The organism is Aureimonas sp. ME7 (assembly GCF_903970965.1).
In the GTDB taxonomy this organism is placed as follows: domain Bacteria; phylum Pseudomonadota; class Alphaproteobacteria; order Rhizobiales; family Rhizobiaceae; genus Aureimonas.
Map to the genome: position 1 here is coordinate 254,938 of NZ_CAJCKW010000005.1, position 24,864 is coordinate 279,801.

Consider the following 24,864-nt stretch of genomic DNA (forward strand, 5'->3'; position numbering starts at 1 on the left):
CGCCAGAAAATGCAAGCCGAGCCCGGCACCTTCTTCCTGGACCCGCGCCTTGCGGCCGACACGAGGCCCATCGCCGACCTTCCGCTTTGCCGCCTTCTTCTGATGAACGACGCGCGCTGGCCCTGGGTGATCCTGGTTCCGCGCCGCGAAAAGCTCGTGGAACTCTTCGACATGACGGCCGAGGACCGCACGCGCCTGTTCGAGGAAGCCAACGCCGCCGCGCGGGCTCTCGCCGACTTCACGCGAGCGGAGAAAATCAACATCGGCACGCTCGGCAACATGGTGCGCCAGTTGCACGTTCATGTGGTGGCGCGCTCGACCGGCGATCCGAACTGGCACCGGCCGAACTGGGGCTTCGAAACCGCGCGCCCCTACGCCCCCGGCGAGGCGGACGCGCTTACCGCCCGAATGCAGGATCTGGCCGTATGAACGCGATTTCCCCGATGCGCCTCGGATTTGCCGGCAACCGCCTGCACCGCGGCGGTGAGCTGCGAACCGCCGCCTCGCTCGGCGAGGCGCTCGCGCATCCGGACGCGAGGGTGTACCTCGCCGCCGGCGACCAATGGGCGCTGCGGAGCGATCACGAACATTCCGACCCCGCCTTTTCCGTTGCGGAGGCGACCCGGCTCCTGGACGGGCAGCCGATCGAACTCCTCCTGGGGCACGACTCATGCGGGCGCCCGGTACTCGCAGCGAGGTCTGAATCGCTCGATACGAGGATCGCGGGCAGTGCCCTCACCTTTCTCGATCTTCGAACGCTCGGGACGGAGGAAACGCTCGACGCGGATACGGAGGGGCAGCTCGCACAGGCCGCCCATCTTCTGAACTGGCATGCGAACACGCGCTTTTGCGGGCGTTGCGGAGCGCCGACGGTCAGCGAAGCGGCCGGCTTTCGGCGGCGATGCACGGCCTGCGACCACCTCGTGTTCCCGCGCACCGACCCGGTGTCGATCATGCTGGTACATGATGGCAAGGGGCGCTGCGTCCTCGGCCGGCAGCCGCAGTTCAAACCCGGCATGTGGTCCTGCCTCGCCGGCTTCGTGGAAGCGGGCGAAACGCTGGAGGACGCGGTTCGCCGCGAAACGCTGGAGGAAGCGGGCTTGTGCGTCGACGAGGTTCGTTACCATTCCTCGCAGCCGTGGCCCTTTCCGGGCTCGCTGATGATCGGCTGCATGGCCGAGACACGAGACGAGACGATCCGCTTCGATGCCAACGAGCTGGAGAATTGCCGTTGGTTCGATCGGGAAGAGGTACGGGCCATGCTGGAGGGAAGGCATCCTGAAGGCCTCGCAGTTCCCCCGCGCTTCGCCATCGCCCATCATCTCATCAATGCCTATATTATAGGCATTTAGCTTTCTATAATCCGGTGGCGCGACGGCCGTAGAAGGGCCTGTTGGACGAGATATGCGCACGCTGCACAACAGGCGTGCAGAAGTTGCTCTGCAACGCAGCATGAGCAGGAGCTATATCTGGCTCATCGAATTCTTGCTCGTTCCGAGGCAGCCATGATCTCTTCGCTCACCAAGCGTCTTCAGTCCTACCGCACGCACCGCCGTACGATCCTCGAACTGTCCCAGATGGACGACCGCATGCTCTCCGACATCGGCGTCATGCGCGGCGACATCGACCGGATGGTTCGCGTCGGTCGCTGAACGCACCCACGTCCGATACGAAAAAGCCCCGCTTCGGCGGGGCTTTTTGTTGTACGGAGTTCGTTTCGCCGACCGGCCTTTAGAGCCGGTCCACCGGCTCGGGATGCTCCGGGCGGTCTTGGGCGGCGGGATAGACGCCCGTGATCGACACCTTCTTCGAGAAGAAGCGGAGTTCCTCCAGCGCGCGGGCGACGGGCGCGTCCTCCGGATGTCCCTCGATATCGGCGAAGAACTGCGTCGCCACGAACTTGCCTTCCAATTGGTAGCTTTCGAGCTTTGTCATGTTGACGCCGTTCGTGGCGAAACCGCCGAGCGCCTTGTAGAGGGCGGCCGGCAGGTTGCGCACCTCGAACACGAAGGTCGTGACGACACGCCCCCCGCCGGCCGGCGCCCAGAGCTCGCGGCCCTTTCCGGGGCGCGACAGGACTACGAAGCGGGTCGTGTTGTGCTCGGCATCCTCGACGTTTTCCGCCAGGATCTCCAGGCCGTAGAGCTCGGCGGCCAGGCGCGGGGCGAGCGCGGCGACATGAGCCTCCGGCATCTCGGCAATCTGGCGCGCGGCCCCCGCCGTATCGCCGGCGACGATCGGCTTCCAGCCGTTGCGGCGCAGGATGCCCCGGCACTGGCCGAGCGCATGGATATGGCTGTGGACCTCGCGGATGTCGCCGAGCGTCGTGCCGGGCTTGGCCATGAGCTGGAAGCGGATCGGCAGGAAGAACTCGCCGACGATCTGCAGGCCCGACACCGGAAGAAGGTGATGGATGTCGGCGACGCGCCCCGCGATCGTGTTCTCGATCGGGATCATGGCAAGGTCCGCCTCGCCGCGCGTCACGGCGCCGAGCGCATCCTCGAAGGTCGGGCACGGCAGAGGCTCGAGGCCGGGATACATCGTGCGGCAGGCGGTGTCGGAATTGGCGCCGGGCTCGCCCTGGAAAGAGATGCGCCCGGAGCGCTCGCTCGGCATGTAGTGCCGGCGCGCTTCTTCCAGCTGGTAGGCCGTATCGACGCCGAGCGGCACGGCATCGATGATCTCGGCGTCGATGCGCATGCCGGCTTCCAGGGCGCGCAGCTGTTCCAGCTTTTCGCGCTTTTCCAGCGGCGAAGGCGATAGCTCGACGAAGCGCTCCAGCGCCGCGCGGCGATAGGCGTAGATGCCGACATGGTGATAAAGCGGCCCCTCGCCCGTCGGCGCGCTGGCCCGCGTGAAGTAGAGGGCGTTCAGACGACCGTCGCCGATCGGCGTTCCCACGATCTTGACGACGTTCGGATCGGTGCGATCGGCGGCGCTTTCGATCTCCACCGCGACGGTGGCGATGTCGCAGGCCGGATCCTCGAAGGGGCGCAGGACAGCGCGAATCGTTTCCGGCTCGATCGTCGGCAAGTCGCCCTGGAGGTTGATGATCGTATCGACCTCGCCGCCCGGATCGACCGCGCTCAACGCCTCGAAGATGCGGTCCGAACCGGACTGATGGTGCTCACCCGTCATCACCGCCTCGAAGCCGGCAGCGCTCACCGCATCGCGAATCGCCGCATCGTCGGTCGCCACCACGATGCGGCCGATGCCCGCATCGCGGGCGCGCTCGGCCACGCGCACGATCATCGGCCGCCCGCCGATGTCGGCCAGCGGCTTCGACGGCAGGCGGGTGGAGGCCATGCGGGCGGGGATCAGGATCATCGTGGACATGGGCGAAAACTCGGAACGGCCAATCGAAATTTAGGCGAAGCTGTGACCGGAGGGCGCTTGATCGATCCCGATCGGAATGTCAGAACGCTTCCAGATTTTCGGGCTTATACGAAGGACCGTCCTTGGGAGGAACCTTCGGCTGGCGCCCGGAGCGTTGAAAGTGTGCGTCGTCGGCCCCTCGCGCCGGCTGCAGAGGGAGCCGCCCTTTACCATGGATTCATTCGAGGCCAACAAGATCTTCGGGGCCGTGCTCGGCACCGTGTTCGTTCTGTTCGGCGGCAGCCTCCTGGCTGAGGGCATCTTCCATTCCGAAGCGCCGGAACAGGCCGGCTTCGCCATCGCCGTGCCCGACGCGCCGGCTGGCGGCGGCGCGGCGCCGGCCGCCAACGAGGTGACCCCGGTCGGCCAGCTTATGCAGGGCGCGGACGCGACGGCGGGCGCCGCCATCTTCAAGCGCTGCCAGGCCTGCCATTCGGGCGAGAAGGGCGGACCCAACAAGGTCGGGCCCGATCTTTGGGACGTCGTGAACCGCCCGATCGCCAGCCACGAGGGCTTCAGCTACTCGGCGGCGATCACCGAGTTTTCGCAAGGCAAGACGGTGGTCTGGGACTGGGATCACCTGAACCACTTCCTCCACGGGCCCAAGCAGTACATCAACGGCACGGCCATGGGCTTTGCCGGCATCGCCAAGGACAAGGAGCGGGCGGACCTCCTCGCCTATCTCGGAACCCTGTCGGACAACCCGCCCGCGCCTCCCGCGCCCGACGCCGGCGCGCCCGCCGGTGGTGAAGCTTCGGCGGAAGGCGCCGCACCGGCCGAGGGGGCTGCGGCTCCTGCCGAGGGCGCCGCGCCTGCGCCGGGCAGCGAGGCTCCCGCCGCGACGACGCCGAACGCCACGACCAACAGCAACGCCCTGCCGGGCGACGCGGTGACGCAGCCGCAGGGCGCGGGCACCACGGACGCGACGACGGGTGCCGCTCCGACCGCACCGCCGTCCGGCGCGGTGCCGGCTACGGGCGACAACGCCACCAGCGCCCCGGCGGATGCGCCCAAGCCGCCGGCGACGCCCGGCGAGGCGGCTCCGGCCCAGCCCGGGACACAGGCACCTCAGGAGGCCCCGGCTCCTTCCACCCCCGCGCCATCCGCCACCCCTGCGGAAGCGCCGGCTCCGGCCGCTCCCGCTCCCGCCGGTCAGGCCGCGCCCGCGCAGTAGAAGCGCACGGTCGGACGACCATCGAAAGCCGGGCCCTCGAGCCCGGCTTTTTCGTATGGGCGCTCGCTTGGTTTCCCCCGCCGGGTGGACAGAGGGAGCGCGAGGCTTACACTTGCGTGACGAAGCCGGCTTCGCCCGAGGATGGCCACAAAGCTCGGGCGGTGTCGGAAACGTCGCCTCGGCGGCGACATCGCATCCGTTCGAAGGAGTTCGATTTGCCGCTTGCCTCGCGCGCCGCATCCGCCCTGACGCTCGCCGTTTTCCTGGGTCTTTCAACCCATCCGGCTCCGGCCCAGGAGGCTTCCCAAGGCGCGCCGGCGACGAGCCTGGAGGCGGCGAGCGCTCCCGAAGCCGGCGAATGGCTGACGTCCTCGTTCCTGATCCGGCCGACGAAGTATGGGGCCACGTTCGCTCATTACGACCACGTGGACCCGAGCGCCCCGAAGGGCGGGCGTCTCAACCTGCAGGCGGCGGGCACGTTCGATACCTTCAACCCCCTGCCGATCCGCGGCACGCCGGCCGCCGGCTTCGCCGCGTTCGGCGGCGGGATCGCCTACGACACCCTGATGGATCAGGCGCTGGACGAGCCGGGCGTCAGCCACGGCCTGATCGCCGAAGCGCTTCGCTATCCCGCCGACTTCTCCTCCGTGACCTTCCGCCTCGACCCCGACGCCAAGTTCCAGGACGGGCAGCCGATCACCGTGGACGACGTGATCTGGACGTTCCAGACCGTCACCCGCCTGTCGCCGCTCTACACCAACTACTATCGCAACGTGACGGCGGCCGAGAAGACGGGCGAGCGCGAGGTGACGTTCCGCTTCAACCAGACGGGCAACCGGGAACTGCCCAACATCATGGGTGACCTCATCGTCCTGCCCAAGCACTTCTGGGAAGGCACGGACGCTGAGGGTCGAAAGCGCGACATCGACAATCCGACCTTGGAAATCCCCGTCGGCTCCGGCCCCTACCGCGTGAAGGCCTTCCAGCCGGGATCGACGATCACCTGGGAGCGCGTGCCGGACTACTGGGCGGCGAGCAAGGGCCCGCGCGTTGGTCGCTTCAACTACGACGAAATCCACTACACCTATTTCCGCGACCAGAACTCCGGCTGGGAAGCGTTCAAGCGCGGCGGCTTCGCCGACTACCGCTCCGAGAACAGCGCTGGACGTTGGGCGCAAGGCTACACGTTCCCGTCCTTCAACGACGGGCGCGTGAAGAAGGAAGCGCTCCCGTCGGAGACCGGCGAGCCGATGCAGGGCTTCGTCATGAACACGCGGCGCGACAAGTTCGCCGATCCGCGTACCCGCCGGGCGCTAACGCTCGCCTTCAATTTCGAGGAGATGAACCGAAGCCTGTTCTATGGGCTCTACAAGCGCACGACGAGCTATTTCCAGGGCACCGAGCTCGCCTCCTCCGGCCTGCCGAGCGAAGCGGAGCTGCAACTTCTCGAGCCCTTGCGCGCTGAGATCCCACCGGAGGTCTTCACCACCCCCTTCACCCTGCCGGATTACTCCACCGCGAACGCCGATCGCACCTATCTTCGCGAAGCGTTCGAGCTTCTGACGGCGGCGGGCTGGAAGCGACAGGGCTCGCAACTCGTGAATGCCAAGGGCGAGCCGTTCCGCATCGAGTTCCTGGCCTACGACCCCTCCTCCAGCCGGACGATCGATCCGTTCGCCAACCAGCTGAAGCGGCTCGGCATCGAAACCACGACCCGCATCGTCGACGCTTCGCAGTATCAGGCGCTGTCTGACAATTTCGAGTTCGACATCGTCACCGACGTTCTCGCCCAGTCCTTGTCGCCCGGCAACGAGCAGCGCGACTTCTGGTCGAGCGCGGCGGCCTCGCAGCCCGGCAGCCGCAACGCGGCCGGCATCCGCGACCCGGCGGTGGACGCCCTGATCGAGAAGATCATCTACGCACCGGACCGCGAAAGCCTCGTCACCGCGACCCATGCGCTGGACCGCGTTCTCCTCTGGAACTTCTATCTCGTGCCGCAATGGCACAATCCGGAGATCTGGCTCGCCTATTGGGACAAGTTCGGCATGCCGGAGAAGCGCCCGGCCTATGCCGGGCTCGACCCCTATTCGTGGTGGGTGAAGGGCGAAGTCCCCGTCAATACCCCGGCCGATCAGGCGGCGGCGGGCGCGCCCGATCCGGCCGCCGGCCCCGCCATTCCCCCGGCGAAGCCATGAGCCGGGTGCGATGACGGAAAGCTTCGTCCGCATCAGCCGCCGTCACTTCGGCAAGCTCGCGCTCGGCGCGGCGGCCACCGCCGCCCTGCCCCGCCTGAGCCTCGCCGACAATCCGGTGGACACGCCGCTCCACGGCATCTCGGCCTTCGGCGACCTCAAGTACCCCGCCGGCTACACGCAATTCGACTACGCATCCCTCGATGCGCCGAAAGGCGGGCGCTTCACCTTCACCGTGCCGTCCTGGTACTTCAATCAGGCGCCCGATACGTTCGACACGTTCAACACGCTGATCCTTCAGGGCAACGCGCCGCCGCGCATGGAGATGCTCTACGAAGGGCTGATGCTCTCGACGCTGGACGAGCCGGACGCGCTCTACGGTCTCCTGGCGGAAAGCGTCAGCGTTTCCCCCGACGCGAACCGCTTCACCTTCAAGCTGCGTCCGCAAGCCCGGTTCTCCACCGGGGCGCCCGTCACCGCCGCCGATGTCGCCTTTTCCTACCGGACGCTGAAGGCGGAAGGCCATCCGAGCCTCGCGATCCAGCTCGCGGAGGTGACCGCGGTGGTGGCAGACGACGAACGAACGGTTCGCATCGTCTTTTCCGGTCGCCAGACCGTGCCGACGGCGCTGGCCGCGCTGTCGATGCCGATCGTACCGGAAGCCTTCTTCGCCAACCGGCCGTTCGCCCAAGGCGGGTTCGACGCGATCCCGGGCTCGGGCGCCTGGGGCGTCGGGCGCTACGCCGCAGGCCGCTACATCGAATACGAAAAGCGCGCCGACTACTGGGGCCGTGACATGCCGTTCGCGCAGGGGCTCGGGCACTTCCAGACCATCCGGGTCGAGTTCTTCCGCGATCGGCAGGCGGCGCTGGAGGCCTTCAAGAAGGGCGACGTGACGTTCCGCGAGGAGTTCACGACGCGCGCCTGGGCGAGCGAATACAACTTTCCCGCCATCCAGGACGGGCGCGTCAAGCGCGACACCATCCCCGGCGAGCGCTGGCCGAACTTCCAGTGCTGGGCGTTGAACCAGCGACGGGCACAGTTCGCGGACGCGCGTGTGCGCCGCGCGATCAACCTGTGCTTCGACTTCGAATGGACCAACGCCAACCTCCTGTTCGGCCTGCGCGAGCATTCCCGCTCGCCGTTCGAGCTGTCGGACTACGTGGCAACCGGGGCGCCCACCCCGGAGGAGCTTGCCGTTCTGGAGCCCCTGCGCGCCGACCTGCCTCCGGAAGTGTTCGGCGAAGTCTGGACCCAGCCCGTCAGCGACGGGTCGGGGCGCGACCGCAAGCTCCTTCGGGAAGCCAGCGAATTGCTGGCAGTGGCCGGCTGGACGCGCAAGGGCTCCGCGCTCGTCAACGGGAAGGGCGAGCCGTTTCGCCTGGAATATCTCCTGAACGATCCCGAGCAGGGCCGGGTCTACGGCAAGATGATCGAGAACATGAAGTTGCTCGGCATCGACGCCACGATGCGCGTGGTGGACGCGGCGCAGTACCAGGACCGGCAGAGCCGCTTCGACTTCGACATGATCCTCTGCCGCTTCGGCCTGAACGGCACGCCGACGCGCGAAAGCTTGTCCCTGTTCTTCGGCTCCGCCTCGCGCGACCGGAACGGCTCCTACAACTATCCCGGCATGGCGGATGCGGGCGTCGACAAGCTCCTCCAGCGTATCGGCGAGGCGAAGAGCCGCGACGAGCTGACGCTCCTGATGCGGGTTCTCGACCGGGTTCTGCGCTGGCGGCTCGACTGGATCCCCAATCTCCACGCCGAAGGCCATACCTGCGCGTGGTGGGACATGTTCGGCTATCCCGCTTCCAAGCCGGAATACGGCTTCCCGGTGGAACAACTCTGGTGGTACGACGAAGCCAAGGCGAAGGCGGTCGGTCGCGCATGATCGATCGCCCCCAGCCTCGCGCGCAACGGGACCGCTGAATGGCCGCCTATATCCTTCGACGCCTGCTCCTCATGATCCCGACGCTGCTCGGCATCATGGCCGTGTCCTTCGTGGTGATCCAGTTCGCGCCGGGCGGCCCGGTGGAGCAGGTGATCGCCGGCCTCCAGGGCCAGGGCGGCGGGGCGGCGGACCGTTTGGGCGGGGGCGGCGACGACATGGCGGCCCAGAGCGGCGACACGTCCGGCTATCGCGGCGCGCAGGGGCTCGACCCCGAGTTCATCAAACGACTGGAGGAGCAGTTCGGCTTCGACAAGCCGCCGCTGACGCGCTTCGGCGAGATGATCTGGAACTACGCGCGCTTCGACTTCGGCACGAGCTTCTTTTCCAACGCGACCGTCATCGACCTCATCAAACAGAAGCTGCCCGTCTCGATCTCGCTGGGGCTCTGGATCACGCTCCTGTCCTACGTGATCTCGATCCCGCTCGGCATCCGCAAGGCGCTGAAGGAGGGCTCGCGCTTCGACACGTGGACGAGTGCCGTTATCATCGTCGCCTATGCCATTCCCGGCTTCCTGTTCGCGGTACTCCTGATCGTCCTTTTCGCCGGCGGCTCGTTCTTCGACTGGTTCCCGCTCAGGGGCCTCACCTCCGACAACTGGGCGCAGCTCTCGTGGCCGGCGCGCATCGCCGACTACTTCTGGCACCTGACGCTGCCCCTCATCGCGCTGTCGCTCTCGGCTTTCGCCACGACGACTCTCCTCACCAAGAACTCGTTTCTCGACGAGATCCGCAAGCAATACGTGACGACGGCGCGCGCCAAGGGGCTGACCGAGCGGCGCGTCCTCTACGGCCACGTCTTCCGCAACGCCATGCTGATCATCGTCGCGGGCTTTCCCGGCGCCTTCATCTCGGCCTTCTTCGCGGGATCGCTCCTGATCGAGACGATCTTCTCGCTCGACGGGCTGGGGCTTCTTTCCTTCGAGAGCATCTACAAGCGGGATTATCCGGTGGTCTTCGCCACGCTCTACATCTTCTCGCTGATCGGGCTTCTGACCACGCTGATCTCCGACCTCACCTATACCTGGATCGATCCGCGCATCGATTTCGAGCGGCGGGAGGTCTGATCCGATGACGGACACATTGGAAAGCCGTTCGCCACAGGATCGCCCGCCCGAGCCTGCGATGCTGCGCGAAGCGCAGGGCGGGGCAAGCGGCATCGCGCAGAACGCGCCCAACATCGCCGCCACGCGTCCGCCGCGCCTGTCGCCGCTTAACCAGCGTCGCTGGCAGAACTTCCGTGCCAACCGGCGCGGCTGGTGGTCGCTCTGGATCTTCGCCGTCTTGTTCGTGGTGACGCTGTTCGCGGAAGTCGTGGCGAACGACAAGCCGATCCTTATATCTTATAAGAACGAGTACTACGCCCCGATCTTCACCGACTACCCGGAGGAGGTGTTCGGCGGCTTCCTGCCGGTGACGAACTACCGCGACCCGTTCATCCAGGACGAGATCGGCGCCAACGGTTGGATGATCTGGCCGCCGATCCGCTATTCCTACAACAGCGTCAACAACGAGATCCCGACGCCCGCCCCTTCCCCGCCCTCCTGGTCCTTCTCGAAGGAGGAGCGCTGCGCGCGCTACCCTCAAGGCGTGAACGATCCGAACTGCGCTTTGGGCAACTGGAACTGGCTCGGCACCGACGATCAGGCCCGCGACGTCCTCGCCCGATTGATCTACGGGTTCCGCATCTCCGTCCTGTTCGGACTGGTGCTGACGGCGGCCTCCGCCGTGATCGGCGTCTTCGCCGGCGCGGTGCAGGGGTATTTCGGCGGCTGGGTCGATCTTCTGTTCCAGCGCTTCATCGAGATCTGGTCGTCGATCCCGGTTCTCTACCTCCTCCTGATCGTGGCCGCGATCCTGCCGCCGGGCTTCTGGATCCTGCTCGGGATCATGCTCCTGTTCTCCTGGGTGGCGTTCGTCGGCGTCGTGCGCGCCGAGTTCCTGCGCGCGCGCAACTTCGAATACGTCAACGCCGCGAGGGCGCTCGGCGTCGGCGACTGGACCATCATGGGCCGGCACCTCCTGCCCAATGCCATGGTCGCGACGCTGACCTTCCTGCCCTTCATCCTAAACGGCTCGATCACCACATTGACCTCGTTGGACTTCCTTGGCTTCGGCCTGCCGCCGGGCTCGCCGTCGCTCGGCGAACTCCTCTCGCAGGGGCGCAACAACCTCCAGGCCCCATGGCTCGGCATTTCGGGCTTCGTGGTCCTGTCGCTGATGCTGTCGCTTTTGGTCTTCGTCGGCGAGGCGGTGCGTGACGCGTTCGATCCTCGCAAGAGCTTCCGGTAGGGCTGCCATGTCGGCACACACCCACGACCATCACGGCCATTCCCATAATGCGCATGGGCACGACCACCACGACCACGCCGGCCATGCCAGCGAGAAGCGGCTGCTGATCGCCGCCGGGCTGACCGGCACGTTCATGCTGGCGGAGGTGGCGGGCGGCCTGATCTCGGGCTCGCTCGCGCTTCTGGCGGACGCCGGGCATATGTTAATCGACTTCGCGGGCCTCGCGCTCGCCTGGATGGCGATCCGCATCGCGCGCCGACCAGCCGACGCGCGGCGCACCTTCGGCTACGACCGATTCCAGATCCTCGTCGCCTATTCCAACGGGCTCGTTCTCTTCGGCATCACGGTGGTGATCCTGTTCGAAGCTTGGCGCCGACTTGCAGAGCCCGTCGAGATCCTGGCCGGCCCGATGCTCGCCGTCGCGATCGCCGGCCTCCTCGTCAACATCGTCGCCTTCTTCACGCTGCACGGCGGCGACAAGGAAGATCTCAACGTTCGCGGCGCGCTTCTCCACGTGATGGGCGATCTTCTCGGCTCGGTCGCCGCCATCGCGGCTTCGCTCACCATCCTGTGGACGGGCTGGACGCCGATCGACCCGATCCTGTCCGTGCTGGTCTGCGCCCTGATCCTCGGCAATGCCTGGCGCCTCGTGCGCGACTCCGCGCATATCCTCCTGGAAGGCGCGCCGACCGGCACTGATGCCGGCGCGATCGGCGAGCGCCTGTCCCGCGTGCCGGGCCTTGCCGGCATCCACCACGTCCATGTCTGGATGCTGACGCCCAAGCGCCGCGCCGCGACACTGCACGCGGCCCTGACGGACGGCGCCGACGGACCGGAAACGGTGCGTGCGATCAAGGCCGAGCTGAAGGCCGCCTTCGGCATCGAGCATGCGACGATCGAGATCGAGCGCGGCATCTGCGCCGATGACGACGCGCATTCGGCCTGCGCCGGTGGGCACGACCACGGCACCCACGATCACGACCACGACCACTCGCATCATACCCACGCCCACGCGCCGCATCCGGCCTGAGGAAACCCGACGCTTGAGCCAGATCGCCCAGCCCGCCGCCCCGACCAAAGCGCCCCCGCTTCTCGACGTGCGCGACCTCAAGGTCGCCTTCCACCAGAACGGTGAAACGAGCCTTGCCGTGAAGGGCGTCAGCTTCGCCATCCACAAGGGTGAGACGGTGGCGCTCGTCGGCGAATCGGGCTCGGGCAAGTCGGTGTCCGCCCTGTCGATCCTGAAGCTCCTGCCCTACCCCTCGGCAAGCCATCCCGGTGGCGCGGTCCTCTTCGACGGGACCGACCTCATCGGCGCGGAGGACAAGGCGCTGCGCGCCGTTCGCGGCAACAAGATCACGATGATCTTCCAGGAGCCGATGAGCTCGCTCAATCCGCTGCACACGATCGAGCGGCAGATCGGCGAGGTGATGCAGATCCATCGCGGCCTGTCGGGAAAGGCCGCGCGCGAGCGCACGCTCGAGCTTCTGGCCCAGGTCGGCATTCGCGAGCCGGAAAAGCGCCTCGGCTCCTATCCCCACCAGCTTTCGGGCGGCCAGCGTCAGCGCGTGATGATCGCGATGGCGCTCGCCAACGAGCCCGAACTCCTGATCGCCGACGAGCCGACGACGGCGCTCGACGTCACCGTCCAGGCGCAGATCCTGGAACTCCTGAAGCGCCTGCAGGCCGAGCGCGACATGGGGCTTCTCTTCATCACCCATGATCTCGGCATCGTGCGGCGCATCGCCGACCGGGTCTGCGTGATGTATCGCGGCGAGATCGTGGAAACCGGGCCCACCGCCGACATCTTCGCCAACCCGCAGCACAACTACACCAAGCATCTCCTGGCCGCCGAACCGAAAGGCCGCCCACCCGCCGCCAACGGCAATGCGCCGTTGGTGATGGAAGGCCGGGACGTGAAGGTCTGGTTTCCCGTGAGAACCGGGCTCCTGCGCCGCGTCACCGACCACGTGAAGGCCGTCGACGGGATCGACGTCGCGGTGCGCGCCGGCCAGACGGTCGGCGTCGTCGGCGAATCGGGTTCGGGCAAGACGACGCTCGGGCTGGCGCTCTGCCGGATGATCGCGTCGAAGGGCGAGATTTGCTTCGACGGCCAGCGGATCGACGACCAGCCGACGCGCGCGATGCGCGACTATCGCGACCGCATCCAGATCGTGTTCCAGGACCCCTACGGCTCGCTCAGCCCGCGCATGCCGATCGCCGACATCGTGGCGGAAGGCCTGCAGGTGCATCAGCGCGGGCTTTCCGCCGCTGAGCGCGACGCGCGCGTCGTCTCCGCGCTCGAGGAGGTCGGGCTCGATCCCGCGACGCGCTTCCGCTATCCGCATGAGTTCTCCGGCGGCCAGCGCCAGCGCATCGCCATCGCCCGCGCCATGGTGCTCAACCCGCGTTTCGTCATGCTGGACGAGCCGACCTCCGCGCTCGACATGAGCGTTCAGGCGCAGGTGGTCGACCTCCTGCGCGATCTCCAGCGTCGCCACGACCTCGCCTATCTCTTCATCAGCCACGACCTCAAGGTGGTGCGCGCGCTCGCCAACGAGGTGATCGTCATGCGCGCCGGACAAGTGGTCGAGCGCGGGCCGGCGGAGGAAATCTTCGAGCGGCCGAAGACGGACTATACCAAGGCGCTGATGGCCGCCGCCTTCCGCATCGAGACGACGGCCACCGCCGGGGTTTCGCAATGAGCGCGCCGACCTATCGCAGCCGGCTGGAAGACCAGACGCTGGGCCACGCGATCCTGGAAGAGCGTCGCGTCTTCGACGGGTTCCGCCCGCTCGATGTCGTCACCGTGACGCACGAGCCCCTGGGGAATCGCAACGCCGCCAAGGTGCGGCGTGAGATCGTGCGCGGCGGGCGCTGCGCCGTGGTGATCCCCTATGACCCTGCGCGCGACGAGATCGTGGTGATCCGCCAGTTCCGCATCGGCGCGGCGCTGGCAAGCGAGAACGCCGCCCCGCTGGAACTGCCGGCGGGCGGCATCGATGAGGGCGAGGATCCGGCAACGGGCGCCGCGCGCGAGCTGGCGGAGGAAACAGGGCTCGAAGCCGCGGCCGTCGGCCATTGCTTCTCCGTCCTTTCCACGCCCGGCCTCACCGACGAACTCGCGATGATCTTCCTTGCCATCGTCGATACGTCGGCGCTGGAAGCTGAGGGCGGTAAGGCGGACGAAGACGAGGACATCCTCACCATCCGAGCGCGCTTCGACGACCTTCTTGCGGCAGTGGACGAAGGGGTGATCCAGAACGGTTTCCTCGTCTGCGCGACGCATTGGTTCGCGCGCCATGGCCGGGCACGTGCGAAACTCCTGGTGGATTCGATTCGAACGGACGCAATCTCTTGAGCATTCTCCTGTCGGTAACCGGTTTCGACGCTTCGCGCTGGATGGAGGCCCTACTCGCGGCAGCTCCCAAGGAAACGGTGGTCCTGCGCCCCGCGAGCGCGGCGGACGAGAGCATCGACTATGCCGTGGTCTGGAAGCAGCCGCCAGGCGTCCTGTCCAACCTGCCGAACCTTCGCGCCGTGTTTTCGCTGGGCGCGGGCGTCGATCATATCCTGCAGGACAAGACGCTGCCCGACGTGCCGATCGCGCGCATCGTGGCGGACGATCTGACGGCGCGCATGTCGGAATACGTGGTCTGGCGCGTCCTCGACCATCAGCGTCGGGGCATGACCTACCGCGCCCAGCAGGGCGCGCGCATCTGGAACGAGCGCCGCCAGCCGGCGGCCGGCGAGATCGAGGTCGGCATTCTCGGCCTCGGCGAACTCGGGCGGGACGCCGCCGGGAAGCTTAGGATGTTGGGCTTTCGCGTCTCGGGATGGAGCCGGCGCAAACGTCGGATCGAGGGCGTCGAGTGCTTCCACGGCGAGGACGGCCTGGAGACCGTGTTGCGGCGCTCCGACATTCTCGTCGTCCTCCTGCCGCTGACGGCGGAAACGCGGGGGTTCATCGACGACGCACTCCTGTCGCGACTCAAGCGCGAAACGCCGCTCGGCACGCCGGTCCTCATCAATGCCGGGCGCGGCGGCCTGCAGAAGGATTCGGCGATCCTGCGCGCGTTGAACGACGGGCGCCTGATGGAAGCCTCGCTCGACGTCTTCGAACGCGAGCCCCTCCCCTCGAACAGCCCGCTCTGGCGCCACCCGCGCGTCTTCGTCACGCCCCACGCGGCGGCCTCGTCCGACCCGAAAGCCTTGGCACCGATCATCATGCGCCAGATCGCGGCGCACCGGCGGGGCGAGGCCTTGTCTGGCGTCGTGGATCGGCAGGCCGGCTACTAAGCCGGAAGGCGCCGGCGCACGGTGACGGAAGAACCCTTCGCTTCCGCCCGGCGCACGGCGTCGGCCAAGGGCTCGGATGCCGTCGCCATGTGATGGGCGTTGGCATGGAGCAACGTTTCCGCATCGCGCATGATGCCGACATGGCCGCGCCAGAACACGAGGTCGCCGCGACGCAGCGACTCCCCATCCGGAATGACGTCGCCGAGCGAGGCGGATTGCAGATCGGTGTCGCGCGGCGCATCGAGCCCGCAGGCCTGCAGCGACAGTTGCACGAGACCCGAACAGTCGATCCCGAGCGCGGACTTGCCACCCCAGAGATAAGGCACGGCCAGGAACGCTTCGGCCACGGTCACGAAGTCGGCGGCGGGCGCCCCGATCTCCCGCGCATGCTGGCGCACCACCGCGCCGAACGGCTCGATCAGAAGATAGTCGGCATTGCGGTCGCTCCCCTCGCCGCGAACGCGGATCGCCGCGCCGAGCGTCAGGTCGCGCATCGGCGGCTGCTTGATGTCGGGTCCGGGGAAGACGAAGGTGCGCGGCACGCCGATGACATGAGTGGGCTCGAGCGGCGGCCCGTTCAGGATCGAAGCGCTCGGCATCCAGCCGACATAGCGGTCGCGCGCAAGCTGCACCCAAGCCCAGCCCTCGGCCGTTTCCTCGAAGACGGTGATGGCCTCGCCGAAGAGCGCCTGCGTTTCCAGCGGTGCGTCGGGCGACGGATGGCGCCGGAGATCTGCCACCGGCGCGTCCACATGGGCCGGCTGCCCCGCCACGAAACGCGCGGCCTCGACACGACCGCGTAAGGCCTCGTCCGCAAGATCAGCCCGGACGGCGTGGAGGCGCGGGTCCAAGGGCTTCGTCATCTCGGCAGCGCTCCCGCCTCGTCCACCAGCCGGTCCGCCATCTGGGACACGAACAGGCTCCCCTTCACCGTGCGGCGCACGAGGACGTTTCGAAGGTCCGCCGGGTCGCGCCGGCGCTCCAGGAGTTCCATACGGCCCATCGTGTCCAGCGCGCGCGTGACCACCGGCTTCGTCACCTTGAGGCGGTCGGCGAGACCGCGCACCGTGTGGGGCGGCGGCTCGAGATAGACGGTCAGGAGAATCGCGGTCTGACGCGTCGTCAGATCCGGTGCCGCTTCCCGCGTCTGCTTCAAGGCGTTTCCATGCAGCAGGCGGAGCGCCTGCGCCGGACGGATCTCGATGCCCATCCCTTCAACTCCGAACTCACCGTCTCATCTCGTTTCGGAGCCGGTCCGTTAGTTGAATACGGGGATTGCGGCTCTTTCAAGAGGCGCCGTAGCGCTGGGTGAGAACATGGGCGAGCGCGCGAATGCCCTGCGCTTCGCCCCCGACCGGTCCGAGCGGGCTCGCCTGCGGGCGCCAGCCGAACACGTCGAGATGCACCCACGATCCCGCCTTCTCGACGAAGCCCTGCAGGAACAGCGCAGCGGTGACGGAACCGGCGAAACCGTCGGCGGTCACGTTGTTGATATCAGCGATCTTGGAGGCGAGGTTCCGGGCGTAGGGCTTCCACAGGGGGAGGCGCCAGAGCGGGTCGTGAAGCGTGGCTGCCGCCGCGCCGATCTCGGCGGCCAGCTCTTCGTCGTCGGTGAAGAACGGCGGCAGGTCGGGGCCGAGCGCGACGCGTGCGGCGCCCGTCAGCGTCGCCATGTCGATCAGGATCTCCGGGCTTTCCTCGTCGGCAAGCGTCAGGGCGTCGGCCAGGATCAGTCGCCCCTCGGCGTCCGTGTTGCCGATCTCGACCGTCCGCCCCTTGCGGCTCGGCAGCACGTCGCCGGGGCGAAACGCGTTGGCCGAGATCGAATTCTCGACGGCGGGGATCAGGACGCGCAGGCGAACGGCCAAGTTCGAGCCCATCACGATGCGCGCGAGCCCAAGGACATTGGCCGCCCCGCCCATGTCCTTCTTCATCAGAAGCATGCCGGAGGCCGGCTTGATGTCGAGGCCGCCGGTGTCGAAGGCGACGCCTTTGCCGACCAGCGTGATTCTTGGCGCATCCTCGCGTCCCCAGCGCAGATCGACGAGCCTCGGCGCCGTCGCGCTGGCACGCCCGACCGCATGGATCATCGGAAAGTTGTCGCGCAGAAGATCGTCGCCCGTGGTCACCGAGACCTCGGCGCCGAACTCGGCGGCAAGGCTGCGCACCGCCGCCTCGATCCCGTCGGGCCCGAGATCGTTGGTGGGCGTGTTGATCAGGTCGCGGACCTGGAAGATCGAAGACGCCTGGAGGCGAACCTTCTCCGCGTCGGTGCCCGGCGGAACCACCAGTCGCGCGCCCTCCTCGCCGGTCGCCTTCGAGCGATAGCGATCGAAGCGGTAGGTGCCGAGCAGGAAGCCGAGCGCCGCCAGATCGGCGTCGAGCGCCGCGCCGTCCTCCAGCGACCATTCGCCCTTCGGCAGAGAGGCGGCTACCGCGCCCGTGAGGAGCGAGCGCTCCGCCTTCGCCCCGTCGCGCCCGCCAAGGCCGATCACCGCCGAACCTATCTCCCCGTTCGCCCCGGGAGCGACGAGGACGGCGCCGACCGCCGCCTTGTATCCGGTCGCCTCGCTCCACGCCTGCGCCGCCTCCGGCAACGCCTCGTCCTCGTGGCGAAGGTGAATCGGCCGGGCGTCGGCGCTCGAGTCCAGAAGGCGATCGGTCATTCGGATGAAAACCTCTGTCGGTCACGCTCCGACAATCAAGGGAGCGGTAAGGTTAACGATTTATCACTGGGACCAATGCCCAAGGACTGGCCGATCGGGATCCCATGCGCGCTCAGGAACAATCGAACCGGCTCCAGGCCACCGCCCGTCGCGCATCGGCCTACGCCGAGCGCTTGCCGGACGCAAGGCACGCCCTTCTGGCCGGCGGTCTCGCCGCGCTGGCGATGCTGGCCGGGTGCAACCAGACCTCGCGCATGCATACCGGCTCGATCGGCCCATCCTCCGCCTCCACGCCTGTTGCACCGCACGGCGAAAAGGCCTTGGCAGACATGTCGGCGGACGAGCTTGCGGGCGCCGTCCGCGCCTACGGCGCGCGCTACGAGGGCAATCCGAAGGATCGCGACACCGGCCTCGCCTATGCCTCCGCCCTCCAGATGACAGGGCGCAACGACCAGTCGCTCGCCGTGATGCGCCAGATGGCGATCGCCCATCCGGAGGATCGGGACGTTCTCGGGGCCTACGGCAAGGCGCTGGCGGCGGCCGGCGATCTTCCCAAGGCGCTCGAGACCGTGCGCCGCGCGCAGCGCCCGGACCGCCCCGATTGGCGCCTCCTGTCGGCGGAAGGCGCGATCCTCGACCAGCTCGGCGAGGCGACCCAGGCGCGCGCGCTCTACGAGAAGGCGCTGGTGATCCAGCCGAACGAGCCCTCCGTCCTATCCAATCTCGGCATGTCCTATCTCTTGGCGAACGATCTCGCCAAGGCGGAAACCTACCTGTCGCGCGCGGTCGCCCTGCCCGGCGCCGACCCGCGCGTGCGCCAGAACCTTGCGCTGGTGATCGGCCTCCAGGGCCGCTTCTCGGAAGCCGAAAAGACCGCCTCCGCCGTCCTCAGCCCCGAAGAAGCGCGCGCCAACGTCGCCTATCTCAAGCAGATGCTGTCCCAGATGAACACTTGGTCGGAACTCGCCGCCGAGGATCGCGGCTGACGCGGTCGCTCCCGTTCAGTGTGACCTGAACAGGATCCGGGATGCGAAGGACCGGGCGAGACGCAGCGCCTGTGGGCGATCGCGCCCTTTCGCCTCGGACGCCCCGCGCAGGTATCGCAGGAGATCGCGGAATGCGGCGCGTCGATAGGCCCAGCGACCGGGCGCGGGGATATCGATGCCGAAGCGGGACAGGCTTCCGCGCAGGGCATCCAGGTCCACGAGAGAAACGCCGAGATGGATATGCTGGAAGCCGGTGTTCCGATCGTAGTACATCGTTCCGATCTGGTTCGGCTGGCCGACCGTCGCAAAGCGGTGGGACCTTGGAGCGAGAATGCGCTCGAAGAAGCCTGCCTTGATCGACTTCGGGATCAGCAGCACGTTCTTCAGGGCGCCCGTCCCCATCAGTTCGGTGCCGTGGCAGGCAGAGCCCTGCGTGAACACCACGCATCGCGCCTTGCGATAATGGTCCATCTGCTCGGCGAAGGGATGCTCTTCGGGATAAAAGGGCACAAAGCCAGCGCGGCGAAGCCAGAGTTCGACATGGGCCTCGCCGAGAAGTCCGCCTTCCAGGGCGCGGTTGGCGCGTGAGACGTAGAGAAGCGGCGGGCGCTCGCGATCGCCGAACAGGGCATCGAGCTTGCGCTCCGTAGAGCTTCGGAGCGCTTCAAGGTACCAGCCGGGCGGATCGCCGTGATGCTCAGCCGCCTGCGGAACGAGATGAAGCCGCTCCACGACGAGATCGCGGATCGCGATCGTGACGTTGTCCGGCCCGAGATCGAGAAAGGCCAGGATGTCGCGAATGTGTTGGGGAAGCCGGTCGAAGCTCGCATTAGCCTCGTGGTCGGCGGCGCCGACGAACAGGTAGCGATCGGGAAGACCCGCCAGGCGAGCGGGGACGATCCGGTGCACCATCTCGGCCATGAAGTGTCCGAAATGGTCGTACATCGCGCCGGCATAGGTGTGGTCGCCGTTCAGCATGGCCGGATCACGCAACGCATCCCCGAAATTGTCGACGACCCCGCCTGCACGATGGTGCCGAAAGATCGCAAGTTCGGGAGCGTGGAGCAGCGGCCCGCCGCGATAGCCGATCGGGTGCTGGACAATTGGAGCGACGAAGGCTTGGACCTCCGCGTCCTTCAGGCAGACGTAGGGAATGTCGCGTTCCAACTCCGACCCTTCCCTCAGGTCTTTTCCATGATCTGGATGATGGCGGGGCCGATGATGACGGCGAAAAGGACGGGTAGGAAGAACAGGATCATCGGCACGGTGAGCTTGGGCGGCAGGGCGGCGGCCTTCTTCTCGGCCAGCGTCATGCGTGCGTCGCGGCTTTCCTGCGCCATGGTGCGCAGGGCGACGCCGAGCGGCGTGCCGTAGCGCTCGGCCTGGATCAGGGCGGTGGACACCGAGCGCACCGATTCGAGATTGGTGCGTGCCACGAGGTTCTCGTAGGCCTGCCGTCGCTCGGGCAGGTAGGACAGCTCGGCGCAGACGAGGACGAGTTCCTCGGCCAGCGGCACGGACTGGATGCCGATTTCATCGGCCACGCGGCGGAAGGCGGACTCGATCGCCGTGCCCGATTCCACGCAGATCAGGAGAAGATCCAGCGCGTCCGGCCAGGCACGGGTGATCGACAGGGTGCGCTTCGAGGCGGCGTTCGAGACGTAGAAGTTCGGCGCGTAGAAGCCGACATAGGCCGCGATGATGCAGGCGAAGATGCGGATCGGCGTCGCATGCTCGGCCAGAAGGCCGAGGCCAAAGATGTAGAAGGCGGCGACAAGCCCGAACACCATCGGCAGGGCGAAGCGGCAAAACAGAAACAGCGTCAGCGCGCGCTGGGAGCGAAGGCCGGCGATGCGAAGCTTCGCCAGCGTCTTGTCGTCCGCCAGCGCCTTGCGCAGGTCGAGCTTCTCGACGACCTTGGCGGCGAAGGACTGGTCCGTTTCCTTGCGAAGGCCCCTTCCCCGCGCGCCGTCCTTCTCGCTCGCCAGCCGCGCGCGCTCGCGTGCGCGGACCTCGTCGCGCTCCAGCGCAACCGCGCGCATGCGCGTCTTCAACTCGCGCCCCGACACGAGCGGAAGCGCGATGGTGATGAAGGTGGCGAACACCGCGACGCCGACCAGAAGCCCCAGCGCGGCTTCGCTCGACAGCCCGAGAATTTGGAGGACGGCGTCCACGCTTGGGTTCCTAGAAGTCGAAGTTGATCATGTTGCGCATGACGAAGATGCCGATCGACATCCAGAACGCGGCGCACAGGAGCACGATGTTGCCGATCTGCGTCTGGAACAGGATCATGATGTAGTCTGGTGAGCTCAGAAACACGAGGAAGCCGACGATGAACGGCAGGGCACCGATGATCGCGCCCGAGGCCTTGGCCTCCATCGACATCGCCTGGATCTTGCCCTTCATTTTCTTGCGGTCGCGAAGGACGCGCGACAGGTTGGCCAGCGCCTCGCCGAGATTGCCGCCCGCCTGGCTCTGGATCGACACCACGATGGCGAAGAAGTTCGTCTCGGGCAGCGGCATGTTCTGATACAGCCGCTCCACCGCCTCCGTCATCGAAAGGCCGATCTGCAGTCCTTCCACGACGCGGGCGAACTCGGAGCGCACGGGCTCGGCGGTTTCGGCCGCGATCATGCGAAGCGTGTCGTTCAGGGGCAGGCCCGACCGGATGCCGCGCACGATCACATCGACCGCATTGGCGAACTCTTCGGAAAACTTCTTCTGCCGCCGCTTGCGCAGGAACGACAGGACCCAGCGCGGCAGGCCGAAGCCGAAGGCGATGCCGACCCCCAGCGCGACGAGGGCGGAAAGGCCGAGAAGAAAGGAGACGAGAAAGGCGAAGACGCCGGCGCCGATGCTGAACACGACGAACTGGCGCAGCGTGGTCTTCAGCCCGGCTTGGGCGATCCGGCGATCGAGCGAGGCGTCCCTCGCCTTCTGGTTTCGCGCCTTCTGCTTCGAGTCGAGATCGTCCAGCGTGTTCTGGATCGTCTTGCGGCGCTTGGCGACCTCGTTCAACCGGTCGCGCGCGACGCGCTTGGATACGGCGTCGGTTTCGCTCTGCTTGTAGTGCCCGAGACGGCTCTTGGCGTTCTTCTCGAGCTGAAGGCGCGGCTCGACCACACCGTAAGCGAGAGCGCCGATGGCCAAGGTGACGAGAACGACGAAGGCGATCGTGATCATGCCACCCCCTCGGAGCGGACCTCCGCGGCGTCCAGCGCGCGGGCCAGCCTCTGCTCCTCGCCATAGTAGCGCGCGCGGTCCCAGAAGGCCGGGCGCCCGACGCCGGTCGACCGATGCCGGCCCTGGAGGCGGCCGCGCGTGTCTTCGCCCAGGATGTCGTAGACGAAGAGATCCTGCGTCGTGATCACGTCGCCTTCCATACCGAGCACTTCGGTGATGTGCGTGATGCGGCGCGATCCGTCGCGAAGGCGCGCGGCCTGGACGATCACGTCCACCGATCCGGTGATGATTTCCTTGACGGTGCGCGAGGGCAAGGAAAAGCCGCCCATGGCGATCATCGATTCCATGCGGTTCAGGCACTCGCGCGGGCTGTTGGAGTGGATCGTGCCCATCGATCCGTCGTGGCCGGTGTTCATCGCCTGGAGGAGGTCAAACACTTCGGGCCCGCGCACCTCGCCGACGATGATCCGCTCGGGCCGCATGCGCAGGCAGTTCTTGACGAGGTCGCGCATGGTGATCTCGCCCTCGCCCTCGATGTTGGGCGGGCGCGTTTCGAGGCGCACCACATGGGGCTGCTGAAGCTGGAGCTCGGCCGAGTCCTCGCAGGTGATGATGCGCTCGTCGGTGTCGATATAGCGCGTCAGGCAGTTGAGGAGCGTCGTCTTGCCCGAACCCGTGCCGCCGGAGATCACGACGTTGCAGCGAACGCGCCCGATGATCTGGAGAATCTCGGCACCTTCCGGCGAGATCGCGCCGAAGTTCACGAGCTGGTCGAGCGTCAGCTTGTCCTTCTTGAACTTGCGGATGGTCAGAACGGTGCCGTCGATGGCAAGCGGGGGCGCGATGACGTTGACGCGGGAGCCGTCCGGCAGGCGCGCGTCGCAGATCGGCGAGGATTCGTCGACCCGGCGCCCGACCTGGGAGACGATGCGCTGACAGATGTTGAGGAGCTGCTGGTTGTCGCGAAAGCGCACGCCCGCTTCCTGCACCTTGCCCGCGACCTCGATGAAGGTCTGGCGCGCGCCGTTGACCATGATGTCGGCGATGTCGTCGCGCGCAAGAAGGGGCTCGAGCGGCCCGTAGCCGAGAACGTCGTTGCAGATGTCGGCGAGCAGGTCCTCCTGCTCGGCGATCGTCATCGCGAAGTTCTTGATCGCGATGATGTCGTTGACGATGTCGCGAATTTCCTCGCGTGCCGCTTCGGTCTCGAGCCGGGCGAGCTGGCTGAGGTCGATCGTGTCGATCAAGGCGGCGAAGACGCGGCTCTTGGTCTCGTAGTAGGAATCGGGCCGCTCGCGCGCGGCGGCCGGCGGCGGCGGGGCCGGCTCCGGCTGCCGCGCGCGGGCTGCGGGCGCCGAGATGACGGGGGCGAGCGGAGGCGCTTCCACCGAGATCGGCGCGCGAGGCACTGGGGCGGGCTGCGAGGTTTCGGGACCGCGTTTTCCGAACATGTTGCGCTCTCCGCCCTAACCCCTCAACGCCGCCGCATCAGGCCGAACAGGCTGGCGCGGGCCGGCTTCTGATTGCGCTTGGCCGGGTTGCGTCCGGTCAGCACATGCGCGATCTCGCCGAAGGCCAGCGATGCCGCGTGCTTGGGCTCGTTCTCGGCCAGCATGCGGCCGGTGTTGGCCGCCGTTCCGAAGGCCAGCGGATCGAAGGCGATCGTGGCGAGCGGGGTGAGACCGAGCGGCTCGGAGAATTCCGTTCCCTCGATTTCCGGGCGCTTGGGAACGCCGGTCTGATTGACGACGAGGCGCGGGGGCGCGTCGTTGGGGCGGGCGCGGCGGATCGTGTCGACGAGATTCTTGGCGTTGCGCAGGTTGGCCAGATCCGGGCTTGCCACGATCACGATCTCGTCGGCGCGCTGGAGAACGCTCTGCGTCCACTCGTTCCAGGCATGGGGAATGTCGAGAACGACGGTCGGCGTGCCGCGCTGGGCGGCTTCGATCAGGGGTCCGAAGGCGTCGCCGTCGAAATCGTAGGTCCGGTCCAGCATGGAGGGCGCGGCCAGAAGCGACAGGTGGTCGCCGCACTTGGCCAGGAGCCGGTCGAGAAACACTTCGTCCAGCCGGTCGGCCGAGAACACGGCCTCGGCGATCCCCTGCGCGGGGTCCTTGTCGAAGTTGATGTTGGCGGTGCCGAAGGGCAGGTCGAGATCGGCCAGGAGCACGTCGGACGCGAACAACTTGGCGATCGACCAGGCGACGTTGTGGGCGATCGTGGACGAGCCGACCCCGCCCTTGGCGCCGATAAAGGCGAGCGAGCGCCCGAGCGGCTCGGCGTCGGGCGCGACGAAGAGCTGGGACACGAGGGCGATCACGTCCGGCAGCTGGACGGGCGCCAGCATGTATTCCGACACACCGCGCCGCGTCAGCTCGCGATAGAGCGACACGTCGTTGCAATGGCCGACGACGACCACCTTCGAGCCGGGATCGCAAACGTCGGCGAGCGATTCCAGCTCGACCAGAAGCTCGGACGGGGCGACCTGCGATTCCAGGATCACGAGGTTGGGGGTGGGCGCCGAAGCATAGTGCTCGGCCGCCGCGCGGATGCCGCCGGTGTGGACGCGAAGGTGCGCCTTCAGCATGCGCCGGTCGGCGCCGGCTGCCTCGATGGCCTCGGCCACCTCGCGCGTTTCGCAGAAGGCCTGGATCGAGATGCGCGGGATCGGACGCAGCGCGTCGAGGCGCTCGCGCAGCGTCTCGTCGTCGAGGTGATAGGCCGAATCCGGCGATGGCGAGGACAT

At 67.2% G+C, this 24,864-nt stretch carries 22 protein-coding genes and 1 pseudogene; 13 read left to right on the forward strand and 10 right to left on the reverse strand.

The features are described 5' to 3' along the window. Positions 1–9 precede the first annotated feature (9 nt). From H7A85_RS11445 to H7A85_RS11455, 3 genes are all read left to right on the forward strand, one after another. The gene (locus H7A85_RS11445) at positions 10–429 is read left to right on the forward strand and encodes an HIT domain-containing protein (RefSeq protein WP_182086058.1); all 420 of its coding nucleotides are present in this window, start codon (positions 10–12) and stop codon (positions 427–429) included. Further along, on the forward strand, positions 426–1,352 hold the full coding sequence (gene nudC, locus H7A85_RS11450; RefSeq protein ID WP_182086059.1) for an NAD(+) diphosphatase: 927 nt from the start codon (positions 426–428) through the stop codon (positions 1,350–1,352). The genes H7A85_RS11445 and nudC overlap by 4 nt, the downstream gene beginning before the upstream one ends. A 153-nt stretch (positions 1,353–1,505) precedes the next feature. Continuing rightward, positions 1,506–1,652 carry a DUF1127 domain-containing protein gene (locus tag H7A85_RS11455; protein ID WP_182086060.1) on the forward strand — a complete coding sequence of 49 codons (147 nt, stop codon included), beginning with the start codon at positions 1,506–1,508 and terminating at the stop codon, positions 1,650–1,652. Between the two features lie 79 nt (positions 1,653–1,731). Here H7A85_RS11455 and H7A85_RS20830 read toward each other — a convergent pair whose 3' ends face one another. Then, the gene (locus tag H7A85_RS20830) at positions 1,732–2,616 is read right to left on the reverse strand and encodes a prephenate dehydratase (protein ID WP_244631136.1); all 885 of its coding nucleotides are present in this window, start codon (positions 2,614–2,616) and stop codon (positions 1,732–1,734) included. 12 nt (positions 2,617–2,628) lie between these two features. Further along, positions 2,629–3,336: pseudogene (locus H7A85_RS20835) on the reverse strand (3-deoxy-manno-octulosonate cytidylyltransferase); the annotation flags it as partial. A 211-nt stretch (positions 3,337–3,547) separates the two neighbouring features. Here H7A85_RS20835 and H7A85_RS21060 point away from each other — a divergent pair. From H7A85_RS21060 to H7A85_RS11505, 9 genes are all read left to right on the forward strand, one after another. Continuing rightward, entirely contained in the window at positions 3,548–4,549 is a 1,002-nt protein-coding gene (locus tag H7A85_RS21060) for a cytochrome c family protein (protein ID WP_210270243.1), read from the forward strand. Positions 4,550–4,764: 215 nt separating this feature from the next. Further along, positions 4,765–6,744: an extracellular solute-binding protein gene (locus tag H7A85_RS11470; RefSeq protein ID WP_182086062.1), complete on the forward strand. Its 1,980-nt coding sequence runs from the start codon at positions 4,765–4,767 to the stop codon at positions 6,742–6,744. Positions 6,745–6,754: 10 nt separating this feature from the next. Further along, on the forward strand, positions 6,755–8,635 hold the full coding sequence (locus tag H7A85_RS11475) for an extracellular solute-binding protein (RefSeq protein ID WP_182086063.1): 1,881 nt from the start codon (positions 6,755–6,757) through the stop codon (positions 8,633–8,635). 38 nt (positions 8,636–8,673) lie between these two features. Then, positions 8,674–9,759 carry a microcin C ABC transporter permease YejB gene (locus H7A85_RS11480; RefSeq protein ID WP_182086064.1) on the forward strand — a complete coding sequence of 362 codons (1,086 nt, stop codon included), beginning with the start codon at positions 8,674–8,676 and terminating at the stop codon, positions 9,757–9,759. Positions 9,760–9,817: 58 nt separating this feature from the next. Beyond that, positions 9,818–10,984: an ABC transporter permease gene (locus tag H7A85_RS11485; protein ID WP_244631138.1), complete on the forward strand. Its 1,167-nt coding sequence runs from the start codon at positions 9,818–9,820 to the stop codon at positions 10,982–10,984. A 7-nt stretch (positions 10,985–10,991) separates the two neighbouring features. After that, on the forward strand, positions 10,992–12,014 hold the full coding sequence (locus H7A85_RS11490) for a cation diffusion facilitator family transporter (RefSeq protein WP_182086065.1): 1,023 nt from the start codon (positions 10,992–10,994) through the stop codon (positions 12,012–12,014). 22 nt (positions 12,015–12,036) lie between these two features. Further along, positions 12,037–13,689 (forward strand): ABC transporter ATP-binding protein, encoded by a 1,653-nt coding sequence (locus H7A85_RS11495; protein ID WP_244631140.1) that lies wholly within the window; start codon positions 12,037–12,039, stop codon positions 13,687–13,689. Beyond that, positions 13,686–14,345 (forward strand): NUDIX hydrolase, encoded by a 660-nt coding sequence (locus tag H7A85_RS11500; RefSeq protein ID WP_182086067.1) that lies wholly within the window; start codon positions 13,686–13,688, stop codon positions 14,343–14,345. Before H7A85_RS11495 ends, H7A85_RS11500 begins: the two co-directional genes overlap by 4 nt. Before the next feature lie 41 nt (positions 14,346–14,386). After that, positions 14,387–15,283, forward strand: a complete 897-nt coding sequence (locus tag H7A85_RS11505; protein ID WP_182086124.1) for a glyoxylate/hydroxypyruvate reductase A — start codon at positions 14,387–14,389, stop codon at positions 15,281–15,283. Here H7A85_RS11505 and H7A85_RS11510 read toward each other — a convergent pair. The 3 genes from H7A85_RS11510 to H7A85_RS11520 form a co-directional block, all read right to left on the reverse strand. Further along, on the reverse strand, positions 15,280–16,146 hold the full coding sequence (locus H7A85_RS11510; protein WP_182086068.1) for an NlpC/P60 family protein: 867 nt from the start codon (positions 16,144–16,146) through the stop codon (positions 15,280–15,282). The two genes, H7A85_RS11505 and H7A85_RS11510, sit on opposite strands and share 4 nt — an antisense overlap. Next, positions 16,143–16,493: a MarR family transcriptional regulator gene (locus H7A85_RS11515; RefSeq protein WP_182086069.1), complete on the reverse strand. Its 351-nt coding sequence runs from the start codon at positions 16,491–16,493 to the stop codon at positions 16,143–16,145. Before H7A85_RS11515 ends, H7A85_RS11510 begins: the two co-directional genes overlap by 4 nt. A 76-nt stretch (positions 16,494–16,569) precedes the next feature. Beyond that, entirely contained in the window at positions 16,570–17,949 is a 1,380-nt protein-coding gene (locus H7A85_RS11520; protein ID WP_182086070.1) for a leucyl aminopeptidase family protein, read from the reverse strand. Between the two features lie 224 nt (positions 17,950–18,173). Here H7A85_RS11520 and H7A85_RS11525 point away from each other — a divergent pair, with 224 nt between their 5' ends. Further along, positions 18,174–18,935 carry a tetratricopeptide repeat protein gene (locus H7A85_RS11525; protein WP_182086125.1) on the forward strand — a complete coding sequence of 254 codons (762 nt, stop codon included), beginning with the start codon at positions 18,174–18,176 and terminating at the stop codon, positions 18,933–18,935. Between the two features lie 15 nt (positions 18,936–18,950). Here H7A85_RS11525 and H7A85_RS11530 read toward each other — a convergent pair whose 3' ends face one another. The 5 genes from H7A85_RS11530 to H7A85_RS11550 are packed head-to-tail and all read right to left on the reverse strand — an operon-like array spanning position 18,951 to position 24,864. Next, positions 18,951–20,102: a glycosyltransferase family 61 protein gene (locus tag H7A85_RS11530; RefSeq protein ID WP_182086071.1), complete on the reverse strand. Its 1,152-nt coding sequence runs from the start codon at positions 20,100–20,102 to the stop codon at positions 18,951–18,953. A 14-nt stretch (positions 20,103–20,116) separates the two neighbouring features. Next, positions 20,117–21,109: a type II secretion system F family protein gene (locus H7A85_RS11535; RefSeq protein WP_244631132.1), complete on the reverse strand. Its 993-nt coding sequence runs from the start codon at positions 21,107–21,109 to the stop codon at positions 20,117–20,119. 10 nt (positions 21,110–21,119) lie between these two features. Next, positions 21,120–22,118: a type II secretion system F family protein gene (locus H7A85_RS11540; protein ID WP_182086072.1), complete on the reverse strand. Its 999-nt coding sequence runs from the start codon at positions 22,116–22,118 to the stop codon at positions 21,120–21,122. Continuing rightward, positions 22,115–23,569, reverse strand: coding sequence for a CpaF family protein (locus H7A85_RS11545; RefSeq protein WP_182086073.1), 1,455 nt, complete (start codon positions 23,567–23,569; stop codon positions 22,115–22,117). Before H7A85_RS11545 ends, H7A85_RS11540 begins: the two co-directional genes overlap by 4 nt. A 23-nt stretch (positions 23,570–23,592) precedes the next feature. Further along, the gene (locus tag H7A85_RS11550) at positions 23,593–24,864 is read right to left on the reverse strand and encodes a CpaE family protein (protein WP_182086127.1); all 1,272 of its coding nucleotides are present in this window, start codon (positions 24,862–24,864) and stop codon (positions 23,593–23,595) included.

Excerpts from the sequence above, each read along its gene's own strand:
- H7A85_RS11445 (WP_182086058.1), top strand. The coding sequence starts at position 10 with ATGCAAGCCGAGCCCGGCACCTTCTTCCTGGACCCGCGCCTTGCGGCC.
- nudC (WP_182086059.1), top strand. The coding sequence starts at position 426 with ATGAACGCGATTTCCCCGATGCGCCTCGGATTTGCCGGCAACCGCCTG.
- H7A85_RS11455 (WP_182086060.1), top strand. The coding sequence starts at position 1,506 with ATGATCTCTTCGCTCACCAAGCGTCTTCAGTCCTACCGCACGCACCGC.
- H7A85_RS20830 (WP_244631136.1), bottom strand. The coding sequence starts at position 2,616 with ATGCCGAGCGAGCGCTCCGGGCGCATCTCTTTCCAGGGCGAGCCCGGC.
- H7A85_RS21060 (WP_210270243.1), top strand. The coding sequence starts at position 3,548 with ATGGATTCATTCGAGGCCAACAAGATCTTCGGGGCCGTGCTCGGCACC.
- H7A85_RS11475 (WP_182086063.1), top strand. The coding sequence starts at position 6,755 with ATGACGGAAAGCTTCGTCCGCATCAGCCGCCGTCACTTCGGCAAGCTC.
- H7A85_RS11480 (WP_182086064.1), top strand. The coding sequence starts at position 8,674 with ATGGCCGCCTATATCCTTCGACGCCTGCTCCTCATGATCCCGACGCTG.
- H7A85_RS11485 (WP_244631138.1), top strand. The coding sequence starts at position 9,818 with ATGCTGCGCGAAGCGCAGGGCGGGGCAAGCGGCATCGCGCAGAACGCG.
- H7A85_RS11490 (WP_182086065.1), top strand. The coding sequence starts at position 10,992 with ATGTCGGCACACACCCACGACCATCACGGCCATTCCCATAATGCGCAT.
- H7A85_RS11500 (WP_182086067.1), top strand. The coding sequence starts at position 13,686 with ATGAGCGCGCCGACCTATCGCAGCCGGCTGGAAGACCAGACGCTGGGC.
- H7A85_RS11505 (WP_182086124.1), top strand. The coding sequence starts at position 14,387 with ATGGAGGCCCTACTCGCGGCAGCTCCCAAGGAAACGGTGGTCCTGCGC.
- H7A85_RS11510 (WP_182086068.1), bottom strand. The coding sequence starts at position 16,146 with ATGACGAAGCCCTTGGACCCGCGCCTCCACGCCGTCCGGGCTGATCTT.
- H7A85_RS11515 (WP_182086069.1), bottom strand. The coding sequence starts at position 16,493 with ATGGGCATCGAGATCCGTCCGGCGCAGGCGCTCCGCCTGCTGCATGGA.
- H7A85_RS11520 (WP_182086070.1), bottom strand. The coding sequence starts at position 17,949 with ATGACCGATCGCCTTCTGGACTCGAGCGCCGACGCCCGGCCGATTCAC.
- H7A85_RS11525 (WP_182086125.1), top strand. The coding sequence starts at position 18,174 with ATGCTGGCCGGGTGCAACCAGACCTCGCGCATGCATACCGGCTCGATC.
- H7A85_RS11540 (WP_182086072.1), bottom strand. The coding sequence starts at position 22,118 with ATGATCACGATCGCCTTCGTCGTTCTCGTCACCTTGGCCATCGGCGCT.
- H7A85_RS11545 (WP_182086073.1), bottom strand. The coding sequence starts at position 23,569 with ATGTTCGGAAAACGCGGTCCCGAAACCTCGCAGCCCGCCCCAGTGCCT.
- H7A85_RS11550 (WP_182086127.1), bottom strand. The coding sequence starts at position 24,864 with ATGTCCTCGCCATCGCCGGATTCGGCCTATCACCTCGACGACGAGACG.